This window comes from Tatumella terrea, from assembly GCF_039523755.1.
Taxonomy (GTDB): domain Bacteria; phylum Pseudomonadota; class Gammaproteobacteria; order Enterobacterales; family Enterobacteriaceae; genus Tatumella; species Tatumella terrea.
Map to the genome: position 1 here is coordinate 21,281 of NZ_BAAAFX010000010.1, position 21,468 is coordinate 42,748.

18 protein-coding genes are annotated in these 21,468 nt (G+C 52.4%); 8 read left to right on the plus strand and 10 right to left on the minus strand.

Going from position 1 to position 21,468, the window contains the following annotated elements:
• Window positions 1-85: 85 nt before the first annotated feature.
• On the plus strand, window positions 86-1,714 hold the full coding sequence (locus ABD035_RS05315; RefSeq protein ID WP_343868311.1) for a peptide ABC transporter substrate-binding protein: 1,629 nt from the start codon (window positions 86-88) through the stop codon (window positions 1,712-1,714).
• A gap of 123 nt (window positions 1,715-1,837) precedes the next feature.
• Here ABD035_RS05315 and fis read toward each other — a convergent pair whose 3' ends face one another.
• The 10 genes from fis to msrP all read right to left on the minus strand — a co-directional run bounded on the left by fis (window position 1,838) and on the right by msrP (window position 10,258).
• Window positions 1,838-2,134 (minus strand): DNA-binding transcriptional regulator Fis, encoded by a 297-nt coding sequence (gene fis / locus ABD035_RS05320; RefSeq protein WP_000462905.1) that lies wholly within the window; start codon window positions 2,132-2,134, stop codon window positions 1,838-1,840.
• Between the two features lie 24 nt (window positions 2,135-2,158).
• Window positions 2,159-3,124 carry a tRNA dihydrouridine synthase DusB gene (gene dusB / locus ABD035_RS05325; protein WP_038010645.1) on the minus strand — a complete coding sequence of 322 codons (966 nt, stop codon included), beginning with the start codon at window positions 3,122-3,124 and terminating at the stop codon, window positions 2,159-2,161.
• A gap of 333 nt (window positions 3,125-3,457) precedes the next feature.
• Complete coding sequence (gene prmA, locus ABD035_RS05330; protein WP_212714987.1) at window positions 3,458-4,339, minus strand: 50S ribosomal protein L11 methyltransferase; 882 nt, start codon at window positions 4,337-4,339, stop codon at window positions 3,458-3,460.
• Window positions 4,340-4,350: 11 nt separating this feature from the next.
• Window positions 4,351-5,808 (minus strand): sodium/pantothenate symporter, encoded by a 1,458-nt coding sequence (gene panF, locus ABD035_RS05335; protein WP_343868332.1) that lies wholly within the window; start codon window positions 5,806-5,808, stop codon window positions 4,351-4,353.
• Window positions 5,798-6,040, minus strand: a complete 243-nt coding sequence (locus tag ABD035_RS05340; RefSeq protein WP_212714985.1) for a YhdT family protein — start codon at window positions 6,038-6,040, stop codon at window positions 5,798-5,800. Before ABD035_RS05340 ends, panF begins: the two co-directional genes overlap by 11 nt.
• Before the next feature lie 72 nt (window positions 6,041-6,112).
• The gene (gene accC, locus ABD035_RS05345) at window positions 6,113-7,462 is read right to left on the minus strand and encodes an acetyl-CoA carboxylase biotin carboxylase subunit (RefSeq protein ID WP_212714984.1); all 1,350 of its coding nucleotides are present in this window, start codon (window positions 7,460-7,462) and stop codon (window positions 6,113-6,115) included.
• Between the two features lie 10 nt (window positions 7,463-7,472).
• Window positions 7,473-7,937: an acetyl-CoA carboxylase biotin carboxyl carrier protein gene (gene accB, locus ABD035_RS05350; protein ID WP_212714983.1), complete on the minus strand. Its 465-nt coding sequence runs from the start codon at window positions 7,935-7,937 to the stop codon at window positions 7,473-7,475.
• A 21-nt stretch (window positions 7,938-7,958) separates the two neighbouring features.
• Window positions 7,959-8,411, minus strand: a complete 453-nt coding sequence (gene aroQ / locus ABD035_RS05355; RefSeq protein WP_212714982.1) for a type II 3-dehydroquinate dehydratase — start codon at window positions 8,409-8,411, stop codon at window positions 7,959-7,961.
• Window positions 8,412-8,639: 228 nt separating this feature from the next.
• Complete coding sequence (msrQ, locus tag ABD035_RS05360; protein WP_343868336.1) at window positions 8,640-9,254, minus strand: protein-methionine-sulfoxide reductase heme-binding subunit MsrQ; 615 nt, start codon at window positions 9,252-9,254, stop codon at window positions 8,640-8,642.
• Window positions 9,254-10,258 carry a protein-methionine-sulfoxide reductase catalytic subunit MsrP gene (gene msrP, locus ABD035_RS05365; RefSeq protein ID WP_343868338.1) on the minus strand — a complete coding sequence of 335 codons (1,005 nt, stop codon included), beginning with the start codon at window positions 10,256-10,258 and terminating at the stop codon, window positions 9,254-9,256. Before msrP ends, msrQ begins: the two co-directional genes overlap by 1 nt.
• Before the next feature lie 235 nt (window positions 10,259-10,493).
• Between msrP and csrD the strand changes: the two genes are divergently transcribed.
• The 7 genes from csrD to yhdP all read left to right on the plus strand — a co-directional run bounded on the left by csrD (window position 10,494) and on the right by yhdP (window position 21,434).
• Window positions 10,494-12,452, plus strand: a complete 1,959-nt coding sequence (csrD, locus tag ABD035_RS05370; RefSeq protein ID WP_343868340.1) for an RNase E specificity factor CsrD — start codon at window positions 10,494-10,496, stop codon at window positions 12,450-12,452.
• Between the two features lie 307 nt (window positions 12,453-12,759).
• Window positions 12,760-13,803, plus strand: coding sequence for a rod shape-determining protein MreB (mreB, locus tag ABD035_RS05375; protein ID WP_029686262.1), 1,044 nt, complete (start codon window positions 12,760-12,762; stop codon window positions 13,801-13,803).
• 145 nt (window positions 13,804-13,948) lie between these two features.
• Entirely contained in the window at window positions 13,949-14,938 is a 990-nt protein-coding gene (gene mreC, locus ABD035_RS05380; RefSeq protein WP_212714978.1) for a rod shape-determining protein MreC, read from the plus strand.
• A complete protein-coding gene (mreD, locus tag ABD035_RS05385) occupies window positions 14,935-15,426 on the plus strand; it encodes a rod shape-determining protein MreD (RefSeq protein ID WP_212714977.1) in 492 nt (163 codons plus the stop codon). Before mreC ends, mreD begins: the two co-directional genes overlap by 4 nt.
• An 8-nt stretch (window positions 15,427-15,434) precedes the next feature.
• The gene (locus tag ABD035_RS05390) at window positions 15,435-16,028 is read left to right on the plus strand and encodes a Maf family protein (protein ID WP_343868344.1); all 594 of its coding nucleotides are present in this window, start codon (window positions 15,435-15,437) and stop codon (window positions 16,026-16,028) included.
• Entirely contained in the window at window positions 16,018-17,487 is a 1,470-nt protein-coding gene (gene rng / locus ABD035_RS05395; protein WP_343868346.1) for a ribonuclease G, read from the plus strand. The genes ABD035_RS05390 and rng overlap by 11 nt, the downstream gene beginning before the upstream one ends.
• Window positions 17,488-17,627: 140 nt before the next feature.
• On the plus strand, window positions 17,628-21,434 hold the full coding sequence (gene yhdP, locus ABD035_RS05400; protein WP_343868348.1) for an AsmA2 domain-containing protein YhdP: 3,807 nt from the start codon (window positions 17,628-17,630) through the stop codon (window positions 21,432-21,434).
• Window positions 21,435-21,468: the final 34 nt, after the last annotated feature.

Below are 21,468 nucleotides of genomic sequence, written 5' to 3' on the forward strand. Positions count from 1 at the left end.
AAGCATCCTGATCTGCTCTTTAAGTGATTGGTTAATCTGTGGTATTGATGACTGATAAAATAAAAACACACAGAGGTATTTATTGATGCAAGGAAAAACACTACACACCCGCCGTACCCGTCTCTCTCTTTTATTCGCCGGGCTTTGTTTTTCTTCCGTTGCCTTTTCGGCAGTAGTCCCTGCCGGTACGCAACTGGCGGCTACGCAGAATCTGGTCCGCGGAAATGGTGCCGAACCGGCAACTCTTGATCCGGATAAAGCTGAAGACAACAGCTCGATGGCCATTATCAACGACCTGTTTGAAGGGCTGGTTCGGGTAGAAAATAACGGGCAGGTTATCCCGGCGCTGGCCGATTCCTGGCAAACGTCGGATCATAAAACCTGGACGTTCCATATCCGTTCCGGAGCCACCTGGTCAGACGGTTCTCCGATCACGGCTCAGGACGTTGTGTATAGCTGGCGCCGGTTATCGGATCCGAAAACCGCCTCACCTTATGCCTCTTTCACCGCGAATGCACATATCTTAAATGCCCAGGCGGTCATTGACGGAAAAATGCCGACCGATAAGCTGGGGGTGTATGCGGCGGATAGCTCAACGGTGAAAGTGGTGCTGGACCAACCGGTATCTTACTTCCTGCAATTTGTTGCGCATCCTTCGTTGTTCCCGGTCAGCCAAAAAGATGTCACCACCTACGGTGACTCCTGGACACAGCCAGGCCATATGGTCAGCAGCAGTGCTTATCAGTTAAGTGACTGGGTTGTTAACGAGAAAATCACGCTGAAGCGTAATCCTCGCTACTGGGATAATGCCCATACGGTAATTAATCAGGTAACTTTCTTACCTGTCAGTGACGGCAGTGCAGAGCTGAACCGTTACCTGGCCGGTGAGATTAATATTACCTCGACAATCCCGGCGATCGAATTTGCACGGATGAAGAAAGAGCGGCCGAAGGAAGTCTATGTGGCACCGGAACTGGCTATCTTCTATTTCGATATCAACAGTACCCGTGCGCCGTTCAATGACGCCCGTGTCCGTCAGGCCCTCAATCTGGCCCTGAATAAAGATATTATCAGTCAGAAAGTGTTAGGGATGGGAGAGACGCCAGCCTGGACCGTGGCACCATTGTCGATGGGTGGCGTGACTATCACTCCGCCGGTCTGGGCGCACTGGACACAGGCTGAGCGTATCGCGAAGGCCCGCGCACTGCTGAAAGAAGCTGGCTATTCTGAGTCTCATCCGCTGAGTTTTACGCTGCTCTACAACAATGAGGCAGATAACCAGCGAATCGCCATCGCGGCCGCTTCCATGTGGAAAAGTGCGCTGGGGGTGAAAGCGTCGCTGCAGAATCAGGAATGGAAATCGATGCTGGATACCATGCATCAGGGCCAGTATCAGCTGGTCCGCTATACCTGGAGTGCGGATTATAATGAGTATTCGACCTTCCTGAATACCTTCCGTAGCGGAGATACCAATAATACCGGTAACTTCAGCAACAAGGCTTTTGATAATGAAATCGCAGCGGCACAGTCGGCACAGACCCCGGCAGAAACCGCAGCACATTACCAGAAAGCGATGGATATTGCGGCGAATGAGGCTCCGGCTATCCCTATCTACTATCTCACCCAGGATTATATGGTCAGTACTAAAGTGGGAGGGTTTGCTCCGTCAGCCCTGGCCTTCTACCAGACGAAAGATCTGTATCTGAAAAAATAACCCCGCAAGGGAACAGCCCCGCCGCACTGGCGGGGCTGCGTTGTCCGCCAACAGACGGACATAAAAAAGGCACTATCCTCGTCAGGAAAGTGCCTTTCTTTTTAAACCGTCAGGGATGAAGGATTAGTTCATACCGTATTTTTTCAGTTTCTTACGCAGGGTGCCGCGGTTAATACCCATCATCAGTGCTGCGCGGGTCTGGTTACCACGGGTGTACTGCATCACCATGTCCAACAGAGGCTGTTCAACTTCAGCCAGTACCAGCTCATACAGGTCATTAACATCCTGACCATTTAACTGAGCAAAATAGTTCTTCAGTGCCTGTTTAACCGAGTCACGAAGTGGTTTTTGAGTTACCTGATCCTGTGAATTCACGGTAGAAACGGTCAGTACGTCAGAATTTACGCGTTGTTCGAACATAGTTCTTTCAGCTCTTTTTTTCGTTTACGCAAGATTTTCGAAGTATGCCTCCAACGCCTCCAGCTGTTCACTGGCATCCTCTATGGCGTTGAATGTGCGCCGAAACTGGTCATCAGGGGCATTTTCCTGCAAATACCAGGAAACGTGTTTTCGGGCAATACGGTATCCCTTGCCGTGACCATAAAAGTCGTGCAGCTCCCGTATATGTCCAATCAGCATTTGCTTCACCTCTGCGAGTGGCTTTGGTGCAAGCAGCTCCCCTGTGTCCAGATAATGCTGGATTTCCCGGAAGATCCACGGTCTTCCCTGAGCCGCCCGGCCAATCATCAGAGCATCAGCTCCGGTGTAGTCCAGTACGGCCCTGGCTTTATGCGGGTCAGTAATGTCTCCATTCGCGATAACCGGAATGGACACGTTCTGCTTAACTGTCCGAATGCTGTCGTATTCTGCGTTCCCGTTAAACAGACATGCACGAGTACGTCCGTGAATAGTTAACGCCTGAATACCACAACGCTCAGCCAATTGGGCAATTTCTATACAATTGCGATTTTCGGTATCCCATCCGGTACGGATCTTTAAGGTGACCGGAACATCCACTTCATTCACTACCGCCCGCAGGATGGACTCTACCAGCGACGGATACTGAAGCAATGCAGAACCAGCCATCTTTCGGTTCACTTTCTTTGCGGGACAACCCATATTAATATCAATGACCTGAGCACCGGAGTCCGCATTAATTCGCGCTGCCGCTGCCATTTCATCGGGGTCCCCACCGGCTATCTGTACTGAGCGGATACCTGGCTCATCACAGTGCACCATACGCAATCTGGATTTGTCACTGGCCCAGACTTCCGGGTTTGATGACATCATCTCAGAAACTGTCATTCCTGCGCCGTTTTCGAAACAAAGCGTACGAAATGGTCTGTCGGTAATACCTGCCATTGGCGCAGCAATCAATCGGTTTCGGAGCTGGTATGGTCCAATGCGCATGGGAAAGAGATGACCTTATATGTTCGCAAGGCGGCGTATATTACGCATTTTTTTGTGAAGATGAAAGGCCAAACTTTGAACAATATACCGCCATTGATCACGGAAACAGATATTCACCCCATGAAATTATTTACTTATTTATTAATATCAATGAGTTATGCTTTAACTGTTGTCAGGATTTTGAAAAATTTTCTTTCTTTTCCCCGCTTATACCGGATAAAAAACAGCTCACAGAGGAATTTACAGCATATCTGCCATATAAAATGTGCTGTAAAAGTCTTTCTGTGAGCCATTCTGTCAGTCGTCTGGCCGCTGACCTGCGGGGGGATCGCCTTAGTTACGCTGACCCGTAATACGACACCACTCTTCTTTTTCCGCCACCGGGTCCAGCGCGAATTTCTGCGCATAGGCTTCACACACATCATCGGCCTGACTGGCCAGAATACCGGACAGCGCCAGTTTACCGCCGCTGGCGGGTAATACACTGATAAGCGGTGCGAGTTCACGCAACGGGCCGGCCAGAATATTGGCAACCACCACGTCCGCGCTCAGGTTTTCAGGCTGTTGCTCCGGAAGATAGAGGTCAAGACGATCTGAAACCCCGTTACGTTCTGCGTTATCCCGGCTGGCCTGAATGGCCTGAGGATCGATATCGATACCGATAGCATGTGCCGCCCCCAGTTTCAGGGCAGCGATCGCCAGGATCCCGGAACCGCAACCAAAATCGATCACTGTTTTCCCGTTAAGATCCTGTCCGTCCAGCCAGCTCAGGCATAAGGAGGTGGTCGGATGCGTGCCGGTACCAAACGCCAGACCCGGGTCCAGCATCACATTGACGGCCTCCGGGTCCGGCACGTCACGCCAGCTCGGGCAGATCCACAACCGCTTTCCGAAACACATCGGATGGAAGTTATCCATCCACTCACGTTCCCAGTCTTTGTCTTCGATTTGTTCAACTTTGTGGTGAAAGCCGGTCCCCAGCAAAGGATGCTGTTCCAGCACGCGGATAACCTGCTGCATCTCTGTTTCAGCATCGAACAAGCCAATGACGTCGGTATCACCCCATAAGCGGGTTTCGCCAGGCAGGGGCTCATACACCGGGTTATCATGGGTATCCTGAAACGTGACTGAAACAGCCCCGTTTTCAATCAGCGCATCACTGATGGCTTCAGCATTGGCACCTGAGGTATTAATTTTGATTTGTATCCAAGGCATAGCGTATCTCTTTATTGCTTCACCGCCGGGGATATCTCCCGGGGTGTTGGTTTACCCAGCCGGTTGCCAATCAGAAACGCGGCCAGACTCAGTAACAGGGCAGGAACTATCGGGTGGAAGTTCCAGCATGAAATTTTCAGACTCACCAGTAAGGTATAACTGATCGCGCCGCAGAGCATACTGCATACTGCGCCGGTCGCATTGGCCGATTTCCAGTATAACCCCAGAACCAGAGGCCAGAGGAAAACGGTTTCCAGTGCGCCAAAGGCCAGCAGATTCATCCAGATAATCATCGCCGGCGGGTGCCATGCGGTAATAATCAGCAGGATCCCTAAAGCCAGTGTCAGCCAGGTAGAGAGGCGGCGAAGATGCGCCTCATTTTCCGCACGTTGCGGGAACATCCGCAGATATAAGTCCTTAATCAGGGTGGCGGACGCCTGAAGTAAGTGAGCATTCACATTCGACATGATTGCTGACATCGGCGCGGCAAGAAAAATGCCGGCCGCGAAGGGTGGCAGTACTTTCATCATCAGCGTCGGGATCACCAGATCAGGGACCGATAACTGCGGGAGGATAGCGCGCCCCAGCGCACCGGCCAGATGCATTCCCAGCATCAGCAGGGTCATGACCAGCGTACCGAGCAGTATCCCCCGATGAACCGCCTTACTGTCGCGGTATGAAATACAGCGCACCGCCGTATTGGGCAGCCCCAACACGCCGAAACAGACCAGCACGGTGAATGAAATCAACAGATGCACGGTAATAATATTACCCGCACCTTCGGGCGCGATCAGTTGCGGGTTAATGGCTTTCAGGGTGGCCACGGCATGGGCCGGCCCGCCTGCGGCATGAAGCACCGCAAACAGTAACAGGAAAGTCCCTGCCAGCATCACCAGTCCCTGCATGGCATCATTCAGTACGCTGGCACGAAAGCCTCCGAGCGCGGTATAGAGCGCAATGATACCGCCAAAAATCAGCAAGCCACGGGTATAGGGGATCCCTGCAACGCTTTCGAGCAGCCGGGCACCGCCGATGAACTGTACCGCCATCACGGCTATAAATGCCAGTAACAGTGCCAGGCTGGCAATCCACACCACCAGAGAGCTTTTGAAGCGGGCGTAGAGAATGTCATTCAGGGTAACGGCATTATACCGGCGTGCCAGAATGGCAAATTTTTTCCCGAGCACCCCTAATGATAGCCAGACGGTAGGGACCTGTACCATCGCAAGAAATACCCACCCCAGGCCATATTTATAGGCAGCTCCGGGGCCTCCGACAAAAGAACTGGCACTGACATAGGCGGTCGTCAGGGTCATGGCTAACAGAAATCCTCCCAGCGTTCTTCCGCCGAGGAAATATTCATTCAGAAACGCGCCCCTGGCTCTTTTTTGCTGATACATCGCAAACAGAGAGATCGCCGCCACAAGCAGCAGATACCCCAGCAGGGGAAATATAATTTTACTGTTCACCCTGATCCTCCAGCGGGATATCACGGAAAATAAAACGGATCATTAAGGCGCACAGAAACAGGAAAAATAACGGTGCAAAAAGGCAGGATAATTCGAACCAGCGGGGGAAGCCAAAAATGCCCGGGGTTGTTCCGCCCGTCCAGGCACTCACTGACCAGACAATCAGCCAGCTCACCGCAAGAAGCAATGACCAGCGGGCTTCCTTATGCGCTTGTTTGAAACGAGAGTCCATCGTTAACCTCAACGGAAAGACAAAAATAATAAAGGCCGGAAAATCCGGCCTTGGCAGTGACTCAAAAAGAAATTACTTTTCCTGAAGTCCCAGTTTTTTCTCCAGATAGTGGATATTGGTTCCACCTTCACGGAAATGCTCGTCAGCCATGATCTTCAGCTGCAGTTCGACGTTGGTTTTAATACCATCGACGATCAACTCAGCTAAGGCATTGGTCATACGTGAAATCGCGACGTCGCGGGTTTCACCGTAAGTGATCAGTTTACCAATCATGGAGTCATAGTATGGCGGTACGGTATAACCGGAATAGATATGCGATTCCCAACGTACGCCAAAACCACCCGGCGCGTGGAAACGGGTAATTTTACCCGGGCTTGGCAGGAAGGTATTCGGATCTTCTGCGTTAATACGGCATTCCACAGCATGACCACGAATAACCACGTCTTCCTGACGGATAGACAATGGCAGACCGGCCGCGATACGTAACTGTTCTTTGATCAGGTCGACACCGGTGATCATTTCAGTGACCGGATGTTCTACCTGAATACGGGTGTTCATCTCAATAAAGTAGAACTCACCGTTTTCGAACAGGAACTCAAACGTACCGGCACCACGATAACCGATATCAATACAGGCCTGAGTACAACGTGTACCGATAAAGCTACGCAGTTCCGGAGTAATTCCCGGCGCCGGGGCTTCTTCGACCACTTTCTGGTGACGACGCTGCATTGAGCAGTCACGTTCTGCCAGATAGATGGCCTGACCCTGTCCATCGGCTAAGACCTGAATCTCGATATGACGAGGATTTTCCAGATATTTTTCCATATAGACCATATCGTTGTTGAAAGCCGCTTTCGCTTCCGCACGGGTCATATTAATGGACTGTTCCAGGTCTTTTTCACCGCGAACGACACGCATACCGCGTCCGCCGCCGCCGCCAGAGGCTTTAACGATAATCGGATAACCGATACGTTTAGCGATCTCACGGTTTTTGTTCATGTCATCACCGAGCGATCCATCGGACCCCGGGACGCAAGGAACACCGGCTTTCTTCATCGCGTTGATCGCGGAAACTTTGTCGCCCATCAGACGAATCGTTTCGGCTTTCGGACCGATAAAGATGAAGCCGGAACGTTCAACCTGTTCTGCGAAGTCAGCATTCTCAGACAAAAAGCCATAGCCCGGGTGGATAGCATCCGCGCCGGTGATCTCTGCCGCTGAAATCAGCGCAGGAATATTCAGATAGCTTTTGACTGAAGGTGCTGGTCCGATGCATACGGTTTCGTCTGCCAGCAGGACATGTTTTAAGTCACGATCTGCAGTGGAATGTACCGCAACGGTTTTGATGCCCAGTTCTTTACAGGCACGCAAAATACGCAGCGCAATTTCCCCACGGTTAGCAATAACAATTTTTTCCAGCATGGTTGCCTCGTTATTCGATGACGACCAATGGCTCGTCAAATTCAACAGGTTGGCCGTTTTCTACCAGGATAGCTTTCACAACACCTGACTTGTCAGCTTCAATCTGGTTCATCATTTTCATTGCTTCAACGATGCACAGAGTTTCACCGGCAGTGACCTTCTGACCGACCTCAACGAAAGGTTTGGCATCCGGGCTTGGTGTGCGGTAGAAGGTTCCTACCATCGGTGAACGAACGATATGTCCGCTGACTTCTTTGCTGGCAGCAGCGGCAGGTTCGGCGACCGGCGCAGGTGCGCTGGCAGCGACCGGTGCAGGTGCAACAGGGGCAGCATACGCCTGCTGCATTACCGGATAACCCATGTTAGCAGGTGAACGACTGATGCGAACGGATTCTTCACCTTCTGAAATTTCAAGTTCAGCGATGCCGGATTCTTCAACAAGTTCGATCAGTTTTTTAATTTTACGAATATCCATGAGTGTGGTTCCGTACTCTGTTTAATTTGAATTTGACAGGCGTTTAACTGCCGTTTGTAAAGCCCAGTGATAGCCGTCGGTACCTAATCCGCAGATGACACCGGCAGCAATATCGGAGAGATAGGAATGATGGCGGAAAGGTTCACGAGCATGCACATTAGACAGGTGCACCTCGATAAAAGGAATGCTGACCGCCAGCAAGGCATCCCGCAGGGCGACGCTGGTGTGCGTAAATGCGGCAGGATTAATAATGATGTAATCCACATTGCCTTTTGCCTCATGAATGCGGTCAATCAGCTGATGTTCCGCATTCGATTGCAGGTGACTCAGTTTCACATTGAGTTTCCCGGCCTGACGCGTTACCTCACTGACGATATCCGGCAAGGTCGTATGACCATAGGTCTCCGGCTCCCGGGTTCCCAGCAAGTTAAGGTTCGGGCCATTGAGAAGCAAAATATGAAAGTTATCTGCCATCGTGTGGCTATCTCCTGCAAAAATAAAGGCATTGCGTAAAATACTCTCCCCGTTTGCATTTGTCACCCATTCTGGCAAAAAAGAGGCTCTCAGGGGGTAAGAATTTTTCGATTATATCGCTTTCGAGGCAATTCGCCGCATATTAGTCGTTTTATCCGCGAAGTTTATCAATTCTTGGTCCGCGGCACTTTTTAACAGAAATTACGGCAATAAGCCAACCTGATAAACTTATAAATCGGTTTTACGCCACAGTTTTTTAAGGCGAAGTGCGCACAGTAACACGGCGAAAGCCAGCCAGAGAAAAGGCTGCAGGGAGTAGGCTTTTACTGACCATAAATAGTGGACGGGGATCATTATCGCCAGCAGGTAGATGCTGTTATGCAGTTTTTGCCAGCGCTGGCCTGCACGTATCTGCACGCGCCTGAAAGAGGTTATCGCCAGCAGAAAAAGCAGCACCCAGCTGATCATACCTAACGTCAGGTAGGGCCGTCGGACGATCTCCTGCCCCAGCAAAGACAGATTACCCACCCCCAGCTCCAGAAAATAGTAACTCAGCAGGTGCAGGGTGGCCCAGGCGAAACACCATATCCCCAGCAGCCGGCGGCAGCGCAGAAGCTGAGGAAAGCGTAACCCTTTTGCCAGCGGGCTCACCAGCAAGGTGGCCATCAGTAACTTCAGCCCGATAAGCCCGGTAAAATGTTGTATATCTTTGGCCGGATCGGCACTGAACCCGCCCGAACGAACAGAAAAAACCAGATAGATAAACGGGGCAAAGGCGGCCAGATGCATCAGGCACTTTAGCAGGATAATTGTTACCGTACCCGGGGTTCCGCGGCTCGCCATTAAAAATATCTCCGTAAATCCATATCCTTATACATCGAAGCGACCTCCCCGCCATAACCGTTAAACATCAGTGTGGGTTGCCGGCTGACATCCAATAACCCGCCGGGGCCGATAAACCGCTCTGTCGCCTGTGACCAGCGAGGATGATCCACATGCGGGTTCACATTGGCATAAAAGCCATATTCGTCCGGCGCCATCAGGTTCCAGGTTGAGGGGGGCTGTTCCCGGGTCAGGCTGATTTTCACGATGGATTTAATGCCTTTAAACCCATATTTCCAGGGCACGATCAGGCGTAAGGGGGCGCCATTCTGCGGCGGTAATGTTTTGCCATAGACACCGGTCGTCAGCAGGGTCAAAGGGTTCATCGCTTCATCAAGGCGTAACCCCTCGACATAAGGGTACTGTAATCCGGCACTGTTCAGCCCCTCCTGCTGTCCTGGCATCTGTTGCGGATCATACAGGGTCTGAAAAGCGACATAGCGGGCATTGCTGGTGGGAGCCACCATTTTCAGCAAGGATGCCAGACTAAATCCTATCCATGGCACCACCATTGACCATGCCTCAACACAGCGCATGCGATAGATACGCTGTTCCATCGGGAATTTTTTGAAAATATCGTCCATATCCAGCGTCATCGGGTGAGCAACTTCACCATCAATCGTGATATTCCAGGGGGAGGTTTTAAACTGACGGGCATTCGCCGCGGGGTCGGCTTTATCCATCCCGAACTCATAAAAATTGTTATAGCCGGTGACTTTTTGTTCCGGGGTCAGGGTCAGCTTTGCCTGCCACCGGGCCGGAGAGGTAAAGTCGATGGGATGCGGAGGGGAGGCCAGCGGAGGCTCGGAGGATGCCCCGCTAAACCAGTCTGCCAGACCGGCCTTCGCGGTCATCGGCAGTGACAGGGCAGCACTGCTGATCCCGAGCAGCTTCAGCAGTTTCCGGCGTGAACAGAAGAACACCTGCTCCGGAGTGACGTCTGATTCTTTCAAAGGTTTATTCATGCCAGGTTCCTCCGGGGGATGTTTCGACGAGTGATAAGGCAGCCAGCGTTCTGCCGGCTGAGTACCAAGTATAGCCAGCCATTTTTCTGCACGGGCAAGGCCGGAACGTAAAGAAATGTGTTTGCCGGCCGTTATCACTGCAGAGAGTAAAGGCTTATGCTATTTTCGCTCAACGGTCAGCGGGATGCTGATATTATCTTATTCTGGATCGGATTCAGTCACCGGGAGCACAGGGATGCGTTCAACGACACGGCTTACCGCACTCATCACTTTTGTCAGTATGCTGGCGATGTTATTGATGTTATTCGGCTGTATAGCCAGTTTTCTCTGGCTCAACAAGCAGCGCATCGAACATCAGTTTAATACGCTGGCCACCTCTGTCGATCAGGCGCTCTTTACCCGAACCCCGCAGGAAATGACGCGCTGGTTGCGAGGGGTGATGCCGGTCGTCAATATTGAACGACTTGAATTGTATGACGGGAAACATGCGGTCATCAGACTTGCCCGTCATGAGTTCCCTCTGGTTGAAGACACACCCAACCGTTTTTACCATTTTTCCGCCACATTAATGCACCATCCCTCTCTGACGCTACGTATTACTATCCTGAATCCGGTCCAGACCTGGCTTGCGTCATTTGCGGGTATCTCCACCTTTATCGTGATGGGGATCGTCGTGCTGGTGATGTCGGTCCTGCTACTGCTGCTGCATTTCTGGTTAGACCGGGAGTCTTCAGGGATGGGCCGACTGGAAGCCCGAAGCCAGCGAATTTTGCAAGGCGATCGCAGCCAGACAGTCACCCGGGAAACAACCGAATGGCCTCCGAAAGTCAGTCAGGCGATTGATACGCTGCTGGAGGAGATAGAACAGGCGGGGGTTCAGCGCGTACGGATAGATAATCTCATCCGCGAATTTGCGTCTCTGGATAGTGAAAGCGGGCTTAATAACCGTCTTTTCTTTAACAGTCGTTTTGCCACCTTACTCGATTCGCAGGAAGAGGCCGCAGAGCATGGCTGTATTATCATGCTTCGTTTTACCGCGTCAGACGGGGTGCCGGACACGAGCGAAGCAGAGCGGCAAAATCACCGTTTGTTTGAATTTGTTCATAGTGTGTCCGCGCTGGTCAGTTGCTATCCGGGGGCTTTACTGGCCCGGTATTTTCAGAATGACTTCACCGTATTATTGCCTCACCGGTCGCTAAAAGAAGCCGAGGGGATCGCGGCAAAGCTGATCACCGCCGCGGAAGCCTCTGCACCGTTCGGGAACTATAATAAAGACGATTTTGTGCATATCGCGATCAGTGACTGGCAGCGCGGGCAAAGCATGACACAAGTCATGGAGCGACTGGATCTGGCAATGCGCAGGGCGACCTTGCTGGGCAGTAATAACTGGGCGGTTGAAGAGAGTCAGCATCTGAAGCAGGGGCGCGGCAGTGTTCGCTGGCGAACCTTGCTGGAAAATACCTATCAGCGGGGCGGGCCGTTGCTATTGCAAAAAGCGGTCACTGACTGGCAGGGCCAGATACATCATCGGGTATTACAAGGGCGCATTAACGATAATGATCACGCTATTCTGCCTGCAGAATATATGCCCCTGGTGTGTGACATGGGTATGGCTGCTCTCTGGGATCGCCAGTTTCTGACCCGCGGCTTTTTGCTGGCGGCAGAAAGCGGAGCGGGGACCTGGTCGTTTCCGCTAACGATAGACGCCTTGTTACAACGCCCTTTTGCGAAGTGGCTTTACAAAATGCTATTACAGATCCCCCGATCTAAAAGAAAAAGATTTTTATTTGAACTTGCTGAGGCAGATGTGTGTCAACACATCGACCGGTTATTTACCGTGTTGCATAATCTGCGGGCATTCGGGTGCCGGATTGTTATCAGTCAGGCAGGTCAGACCCTGGTCAGCAGTGCGTATTTACCCCGGATAAAAGCCGGGGCTATCAAACTGGATGCCGGACTGGTGCGTAATATTGAGCGGCGGCCGGAGAACCAGTTACTGGTGAGTAGCCTGGTCGAAAGTTGTCATGCGGTATCAACGTTAGTGTTCGCTACCGGTGTCAGAACCCGTGAAGAGTGGATGATGCTGATAAATTTAGGTGTTAGCGGTGGACAAGGCGATTTTATTGCGCCACCCTTACCGGTTAAATTTATGCGGAATGACGCTGTGAAGAAAAGACCCCGGGAAATGCAGTGAAACACGGGCGAACCGGGTTTTCTGAGAGATAATTCTGTTGTCTTTTCAGAGTCTGGCTGTTTGAAAAACAGACTCTAAATGTTAAATTTTGTTTCCGTTAGCGATTGACGTTAAAAATGGCTGGCGGAAAAATGTCGGGTTTACAGTACTGTGATGATGCTTGCTACAAATCATGCTGGCATAAATGTACAATTGTTTATTTTTTCACCGGAGCAGAATGTTGTTGCGCCTTGTGGCGGCTTCGTGTGGTTGGTAAAGTAAGCGGATTTTATTTTCCGCCCCCAGCTTGCAGGATTACCCCTTAGATATGTTTAAAAAATTTCGTGGCATGTTTTCCAATGACTTGTCCATTGACCTGGGTACCGCCAATACCCTGATTTATGTAAAAGGGCAAGGCATCGTGCTGAACGAGCCTTCTGTGGTCGCTATCCGTCAGGATCGTGCCGGCTCTCCGAAGAGTGTTGCTGCCGTCGGTCAGGAAGCTAAGCAAATGCTGGGTCGTACCCCCGGTAACATTGCCGCCATCCGCCCGATGAAAGACGGTGTGATCGCTGACTTCTTCGTCACCGAAAAAATGTTACAGCACTTTATTAAACAGGTACACAGTAACAGCTTTATGCGCCCGAGTCCGCGCGTACTGGTCTGTGTCCCGGTGGGCGCAACTCAGGTTGAGCGTCGCGCCATTCGCGAATCTGCACTGGGTGCGGGTGCTCGTGAAGTTTTCCTTATCGAAGAACCGATGGCGGCAGCTATCGGTGCCGGGCTGCCGGTTTCTGAAGCCACCGGCTCAATGGTTGTCGATATCGGTGGCGGTACGACCGAAGTGGCAGTGATCTCTCTGAACGGTGTGGTCTACTCCTCTTCGGTACGTATTGGCGGTGATCGCTTTGATGAAGCTATTATTAATTATGTGCGCCGTAACTACGGTTCATTAATTGGTGAAGCCACGGCTGAACGTATCAAACACGAGATAGGATCTGCCTATCCGGGTGATGAAGTGCTGGAAATTGAAGTTCGTGGCAGAAACCTGGCCGAAGGTGTTCCTCGCGGATTTACGCTGAACTCCAATGAAATTCTGGAAGCGCTGCAGGAGCCTCTCACCGGTATCGTCAGTGCCGTGATGGTGGCCCTGGAACAGTGCCCGCCGGAACTGGCATCTGATATTTCAGAACGCGGTATGGTATTAACCGGCGGGGGAGCCTTATTGCGTAACCTCGAACGTTTATTGATGGAAGAAACCGGAATTCCTGTGGTAGTCGCTGAAGATCCTTTAACCTGCGTCGCCCGTGGTGGCGGTAAAGCGTTAGAGATGATCGATATGCACGGTGGTGATCTCTTTAGCGAAGAGTGATCATCCGGCCGGACCCTGGGCGTTTTACTGGCTACACTTAATAGCCAGAGATTGCTGTCTGAACACCCAATGATGACGTGTCCAGCCTAAGGGAGTGCAGGCTAAACGCACTCCCTTAATATTTGTTGAGGAACACGCAGGATTTATGAAGCCGATTTTTAGCAGAGGCCCGTCTCTGCAGTTACGCTTAGTTTTAGCAGTCGTTGCCGCGATAGCAATTATCATTGCTGATAGCCGTCTGGGATCTTTCCGGGAGATCCGTAGCTATCTCGACACTTCTGTAAGCCCGTTTTATTTTCTGGCAGATGGCCCCAGACGTTTTCTGGATGGTGCTGCTGAAACATTGGCTTCGCGGCAGATGCTGGAACAGCAGAATGTGGCATTGCGCCGTGAACTGATGCTGAAAGATAGTCAGTTATTACTGCTGGGTCAGTATAAGCAGGAAAATATTCGTCTGCGTGAATTGCTGGGGTCACCGTTACGTCCCGGTGAGCGTAAAATGATTACTCAGGTAATTTCTGCGGGGGCAGATCCTTACAGCGATCAGGTCATCATCGATCGCGGTAGTGACAATGGTGTCTATGAAGGGCAACCGGTGATCAGCGAAAAAGGCGTAGTGGGTCAGGTGGTCTCTGTCGGTAAATTTACCAGTCGGGTCATGCTGATTTGTGATGCTTCCCATGCCTTGCCGGTGCAGGTATTGCGTGACGATGTCCGTGCGATCGCTACCGGTGCCGGATGTTCTGAAAATCTGCAGCTGGAGAATATGTCCGGTAACCCGGATATTCGTGTCGGGGATGTTCTGGTCAGTTCCGGACTGGGGGGACGTTTCCCGGAAGGTTATCCGGTGGGGGTGGTCTCTTCAGTGTCGGTGGACACCCGCAGTGCCGCGACAATTATTCAGGCGAAGCCTGCTGCGGGCTTACAACGACTGCGTTATTTGCTGTTACTCTGGAACAGTAACACCACGGATGGCAGCCATATTGCTCCGGAAGCCGTGCATCAGGCCGCCGATGAGCGACTGATGCAGGTGATGCCGCAGGTATTACCGCCAGCGGGTGAGGCCGGACGCGGAGTGGTGAATAACGACCCTGCGGCAGCCTCCGCGCCTTCTGCCCGTGGAGAACGTCCTTGACCAGTCATTACAGGAGTCAGGGGCGGTGGGTTATCTGGTTATCCTTTCTGATTGCTCTTATCCTTGAAGTCATGCCCTGGCCGGATCAGTTTTATATGTTCCGGCCTTCCTGGCTCTTACTGATCCTGCTCTACTGGGTACTGGCTTTACCCCATCGGGTCAATGTCGGCACCGGCTTTTTCCTTGGGGCGGTGATGGATCTGATTGTCGGGTCTACACTGGGTGTGCGGGCACTGGCCCTCAGTCTGGTGGCTTACCTGGTGGCCTACAAGTTTCAGCTGTTCCGGAACCTTGCCCTGTGGCAACAAGCCTGCATGGTGACCGTCCTGTCACTGTTTGTTGATGTGGTGGTCTTCTGGGCAGAATTTATGGTCAGCGATGTCTCTTTCCGCCCGGAGATTTTCTGGGGGGGGATCGTTAACGGCATTCTCTGGCCATGGCTGTATTTGCTGATGCGGAAAATTCGTTATCAGTTTGCCATCCAGTAAGGATAATTATGCTCGATTTATATCTGGCTTCCGGGTCACCCCGCCGTCAGGAATTACTCGCTCAGGCAGGTTTCCGTTTTGAACGCCTGATCACGGCGGTTGAAGAATCCCGTCATCCCGGAGAGTCTCCGGAAGCGTATGTGTGCCGCCTGTCATCCGATAAAGCGCTGGCAGGTGTGCGTCTCGCGCCAGTGGATTTACCCGTGATTGGGGCCGATACGATTGTGGTCGCCGATGGCGAAGTCCTCGAAAAACCTGCCGATGAAGCCCATGCACGGCAGATGCTGACAATGCTGTCCGGAAAAACACATCAGGTCATGACGGCCGTGACGGTGGCCAGCCGTCAGGGCGCAGTGACCGAAAATATCATTACACAGGTTACCTTCCGTGAACTGAGTTCTGCTGATATTGAAAATTATATCGCCAGCGGTGAACCCATGGATAAAGCCGGGGCTTACGGGATCCAGGGGAAAGGCGGCCGTTTTGTTCGCCATATTAATGGAAGCTTCTATGCCGTTGTCGGGCTGCCGCTGGTGGAAACAGAAGAGCTGCTCGCCCGGTTACAGGTTTTAACGGCGGAAAAGGAGCAGTATGACAGCTGAATTACTTGTAAATGTCACCCCCTCTGAAACCCGTGTCGCCTATATTGATGGCGGGGTCCTGCAAGAGATCCATATTGAAAGAGAGTCCAGACGGGGTATTGCCGGTAACATTTATAAAGGTCGCGTCAGCCGGGTTCTGCCCGGTATGCAGGCTGCTTTTGTCGATATTGGTCTGGATAAGGCGGCATTCCTTCACGCCTCAGATATTGTCCCCCACACCGAATGTGTGGCCGGTGACGAGCAAAAAAAATTCCAGGTCCGTGATATCGCCGAACTGGTCCGCCAGGGTCAGGACCTGATGGTTCAGGTGGTGAAAGATCCTTTGGGCACTAAAGGAGCCAGGCTGACCACCGATATTACACTGCCTTCCCGCTATCTGGTTTTTATGCCCGGAGCCTCGCATGTGGGGGTCTCCCAGCGTATTGAAAGTGAGAAAGAGCGGAACCGGCTGAAAAAAGTCGTTGCAGATTATTGTGATGAAAACGGCGGTTTTATTATCCGTACCGCTGCCGAAGGAGTCGGTGAAACCGAACTGGCACAGGATGCCGCCTTTCTGAAACGGCTTTGGGGCAAGGTCTCTGAGCGTAAAAAGCGTCATCAGACCCGTTCACTGTTATATGGTGAGCTGGCACTGGCCCAGCGGGTATTGCGTGATTTTGTGGAAGCAGAACTCGATCGTGTCCGGATAGATTCCCGTCAGACCTATGATTTGCTGCTCGGGTTTACGGCGGAATACATGCCGGAAATGACGCATAAACTCGAGCTTTATAGCGGCAAACAGCCGATTTTTGATTTATTCGATGTTGAAAACGAAATTCAGCGGGCACTTGACCGTAAGGTCGAACTCAAGTCCGGCGGCTACCTGATCATTGATCAGACCGAAGCCATGACCACCATTGATATCAATACCGGGGCTTTTGTTGGCCACCGGAACCTGGATGAGACGATTTTCAATACCAATATTGAAGCGACCCAGGCGATTGCCCGCCAGCTGAGATTACGTAACCTCGGGGGGATCATCATCATCGACTTTATTGATATGGCCAATGAGGATCATCGCCGCCGCGTCTTACACTCTCTGGAAAATGTATTGAGTAAAGATCGGGTAAAAACCGGCATTCATGGCTTTTCGGCGTTAGGGCTGGTGGAAATGACCCGTAAGCGGACCCGTGAAAGTCTGGAACATGTGCTGTGCGGAGGGTGTCCTACCTGTAGCGGGCGCGGGACAGTAAAAACGGTTGAAACCGTTTGCTATGAGATTATGCGTGAGATTGTACGTGTGCATCACGCCTATGATACTGACAGCTTTCTGGTGTACACCTCGCAGGCCGTGGGAGATGCCCTCAAAGGAGAAGAATCCCACGCCCTGGCCGAACTGGAAATATTCATCGGTAAACAGGTCAAAATCCATGCCGAACCGCTATATATCCAGGAACAATTTGATGTCGTCATGATGTAAGGGACTTATCCCTGTCGTTGTCCCCGGGGATTATCAGGATGATGATTCCGGGTTCAGCTATAATAGACATCAGAAGTTTCATCGCTAGCAACGGCTTACCCTGTGGGGGGTGGTTTACTGAATTAATCAAGGAGAAGTGTGTGAGGCGTTTGCCCGGGATCTTGTCGCTGATAGCCGCTACGCTTATCGTTATCGTTGCTCTGCTGATCAGTGGATTACGGCTCCTGATGCCGCATATGAATGAGTACCGTACCGAAATCCTGTCGGCAGTCTCTTCTCTGAGCGGAACCCGGCTTAGCGCCGATAAACTCACCGGTCGCTGGGAAAATTTTGGTCCGGTGGTTGAGGTCCGTGGCCTGCACAGTACCCTTAACGACGGTACCACCCTTGGGGTTTCACATGTCCGGCTGGCGCTGGATGTCTGGCAGTCATTGCTGCACGCCCGGTTACAGTTCCGTGATCTGACCTTCTGGCAATTACAACTGTCGGCCCGTACCTTACCCCGGTCTTCTTCCGCATCCCGTCAGTCGCTGGGCCTGGCTCAGGTCGAAAATCTCTTTCTCCGCCGGTTTGACCACTTTATCTTGCGCGACAGTCAGATAAGTTTCCCGTCCCTGTCAGGACAGCAGGTACACTTAGCTATCCCGCAACTGACCTGGTTTAATGAAGGCCAGCGTCATCGTGCGGAAGGTGAAGTCAGCCTGAGCAGTATCACTGGCCAGCATGGTGTTGTTCAGGTCAGGCTGGACCTGAATGATATTAACGGGATGATTGATAGCGGCAGGGTCTGGTTACAGGCAGAGAGTGTCGATGCGAAACCCTGGCTGGGGCGCTGGATGAAAGATAACACCACCCTCCGGACTGCCGATTTCAGCCTGCAAGCCTGGGTCAATCTGAAAGGCGGGGTGCCGGACTCCGGAGACCTGTTACTGACCAAAGGCAGTGCCCGCTGGCAGGCCGGTCAGGAACCGCATCAGCTCACTGTCGATAATCTTACCGCCCACCTGTTCCGTACAGGGAAAGGCTGGGCGTTATCTGTTCCGCGGACCGGGCTTGCGACAGATGGTGTTGCCTGGCCGCAAGGTTCACTCTCTTTATACTGGCAGCCAGAAGAGGATCATCTGCTGCGGGCCGCAGAGACCTCAGAAATTCGCCTGCGGGCAACCCGGCTGGATTTACAACGGATCGCACCGCTGGTGCCGCTGCTGGCGCCGCTGGCTCCTGAACTGACCGGGCAATGGCGAACTCTGCAGCCTACAGGGGATGTGGATAGCCTGGCGATTGATTTTTCCTTACAGCATCCTGAGCAGAGCCGTTTTCTCGCCAGCTGGCATAACCTTAGCTGGCAGGCCGAAAAACAGCTGCCTGCCGTCAGTTACCTTTCCGGCAAAGGCAGGGGTCGTTTTGACCAGGGAGAAATCAGCCTGTCGGCCGGCCCGCAAAATCTGACGGTCGGGGATACCTTCAAAGCCCCCCTGGAAATACAGGGGGTCACCGGAACCTTCCGCTGGGATACCCGGGACGGTAACCTGTTACTGTCCGGAGAAAATGTGGTTGCCAGCGCGCGTTCGCTGAAGGCGGCAGGGAACTTCCGCTATCAGCAGCGAAAAGGAGGCCAGCCGCGTCTGGATATCCTGGCCGGCATGAATGTGACCGATGCCGGGGATGCCTGGCGCTATTTTCCTCACCACCTGATGGGCAAAGGTCTGACAGATTATCTGAGCGGCGCGATCAAAGGGGGGCAGACCCAAAATGCGACGCTGATTTTTGCCGGGGATCCGCATAACTTCCCGTTCCGCCGCCATGACGGAGTGTTTCAGGTCTATGTTCCGCTGCGTGATGCCACCTATGCTTTTCAGCCGGACTGGCCGGCCCTTCAGCACCAGGATATTGACCTGAATTTCGTCAATGACGGCTTATGGATGAAAGCGGCCCATGCCCGGCTGGGCAACGCGGTGGCAGAAAACCTGACCGCAGATATCACCGACTATCGTCAGGAAAAGTTAATTATCAACGGCGATGTCAGCGGGAGCGGTCAGGATATTCATGACTATTTCCGTCAGACGCCGCTGGCTAAATCTCTGGCGGCAACGCTCGCACAATTACAGATTCAGGGAAAAGTCGCCGGACATCTCAACCTGGACATTCCGCTGGATGGAAAACAGGTGACAGCGACCGGGGATGTCAGACTGAATAATAACAGCCTGTATATCAAACCATTAAAAACCCGTCTGACGCAGATGACCGGTCAGTTCAGGTATCAGAATGGTGCACTGGAAAGCGATACCCTGCATGCCCAATGGTACGGACAACCGGTCGCCTTCTCGTTCAGCACCCATGAGCAGGAAAAAGACTTTGCGGTGGATATTGCTCTGCAGTCCCAATGGCACCCGGCGGCCCTGAAATTACTTCCGGCTTCGCTGCGTTCACGACTGAGCGGGCAATTACCGTGGCAGGGGAACGTCAGTATCCGGTTGCCGTATCACGGGGGAGCTGACTATCAGGTCGCGATCAAGGGAGATGCCAAAGAGGTAAGCAGTCACTTACCCTCGCCGCTGTCAAAAGATTCAGGTAGCGCATTCCCGTTCGAAATTAATGTCAAAGGGGATTTAAACAGTTTCCTGCTCAGTGGCAGTGCCGGAAAGGATCAGAAATTTATCAGTCGCTGGTTGCTTGAGCCGCAGTTCCGGCTGGATCGCGGGCAGTGGCAGGACCATACCTCGAAACTGCCGGCACTCCCGGAGTCACCCTCCATGATACTGAACCTGCCGGCGCTGCAGGGGGAGGAATGGCTGGCGTTATTCGGGGGAAATCAGTCTGATAACAATGCCTTGAAAACCACCGGTGAGCCGTTTAATTTGCCGGGGAACATCACGCTGCATACGCCGTCACTGTCGCTGGGCGGCCAGAACTGGAACGACCTGACGGTATTACTGTCACGGAGTGTGGATGGCGCGACACGGATAGCGGCGAACGGTAAAGAGATACGCGGTCAGTTACAAATAAACCCGCACCGTCCGTGGCAGGTGAATTTTGACTACCTGTACTACAATCCACAGTGGTCGTCAGGGAGCAACCCTTCCCTGACGGATACGACGGCACAGAAATACAACTTCGGCCAGTGGCCGGCACTGCAACTGGACTGTGCTCAGTGCTGGTTGACCGGTCAGAACCTTGGAAAACTCTCCGCACGGTTAACCCCGTCCGATGGAAAGTTAGTACTTACTAATGGGCTGCTGGATGCCGGACATACCCGTCTGAACGTCAGCGGTGAATGGGACCAGTCAGGATCCCGCTCCCGCACCTCTCTGAAAGGGGAAGTGACCAGTCATAATATTACCCGGACATTACAGTGGTTCGGGGTGAATTCTCCTCTGCAGAGTGCGCCGGTGAAACTGGATTATGACCTTCACTGGCAGAAAGTGCCCTGGCAGCCGGATCTCCCGACGCTGAGCGGACTGCTGAAGGTGGAAACCGGTAAAGGGGAAATTACCAGTGTGAATACCGGGGCTGCCGGACAACTGCTACGCCTGGTCAGTGTGGATGCCTTACTGCGCAAGATGCGTTTCGACTTCAGAGATACCTTCAGCAATAAAGGTTTCTATTTTGACGCGATTAAAGGGACGGCCTGGATTGAAAATGGCGTATTACGCACCGATAATTTATTTATCGACGGGCTTGAAGCTGATATCACGATGCAGGGCGATGCTGATTTTGTCCGCCGCCGGCTCGATTTTAATGCCAGTGTTGCGCCGGAGTTGTCAGCATCTGTCGGCGTCGCGACGGCATTTGTTATTAATCCCGTGGTCGGGGCGGCGGTGTTTGCCGCAAGTAAGGCCCTGGCACCGCTGTGGAATAAAATTTCCCTGCTGCGCTATCATATCGGCGGAACCCTGGATGATCCGCAAATTAACGAGATACTCCGCAAGCCCCGGGCTGAGAAATGATGTCTGAATTGACGGCATCACGGAATTCCAGCAG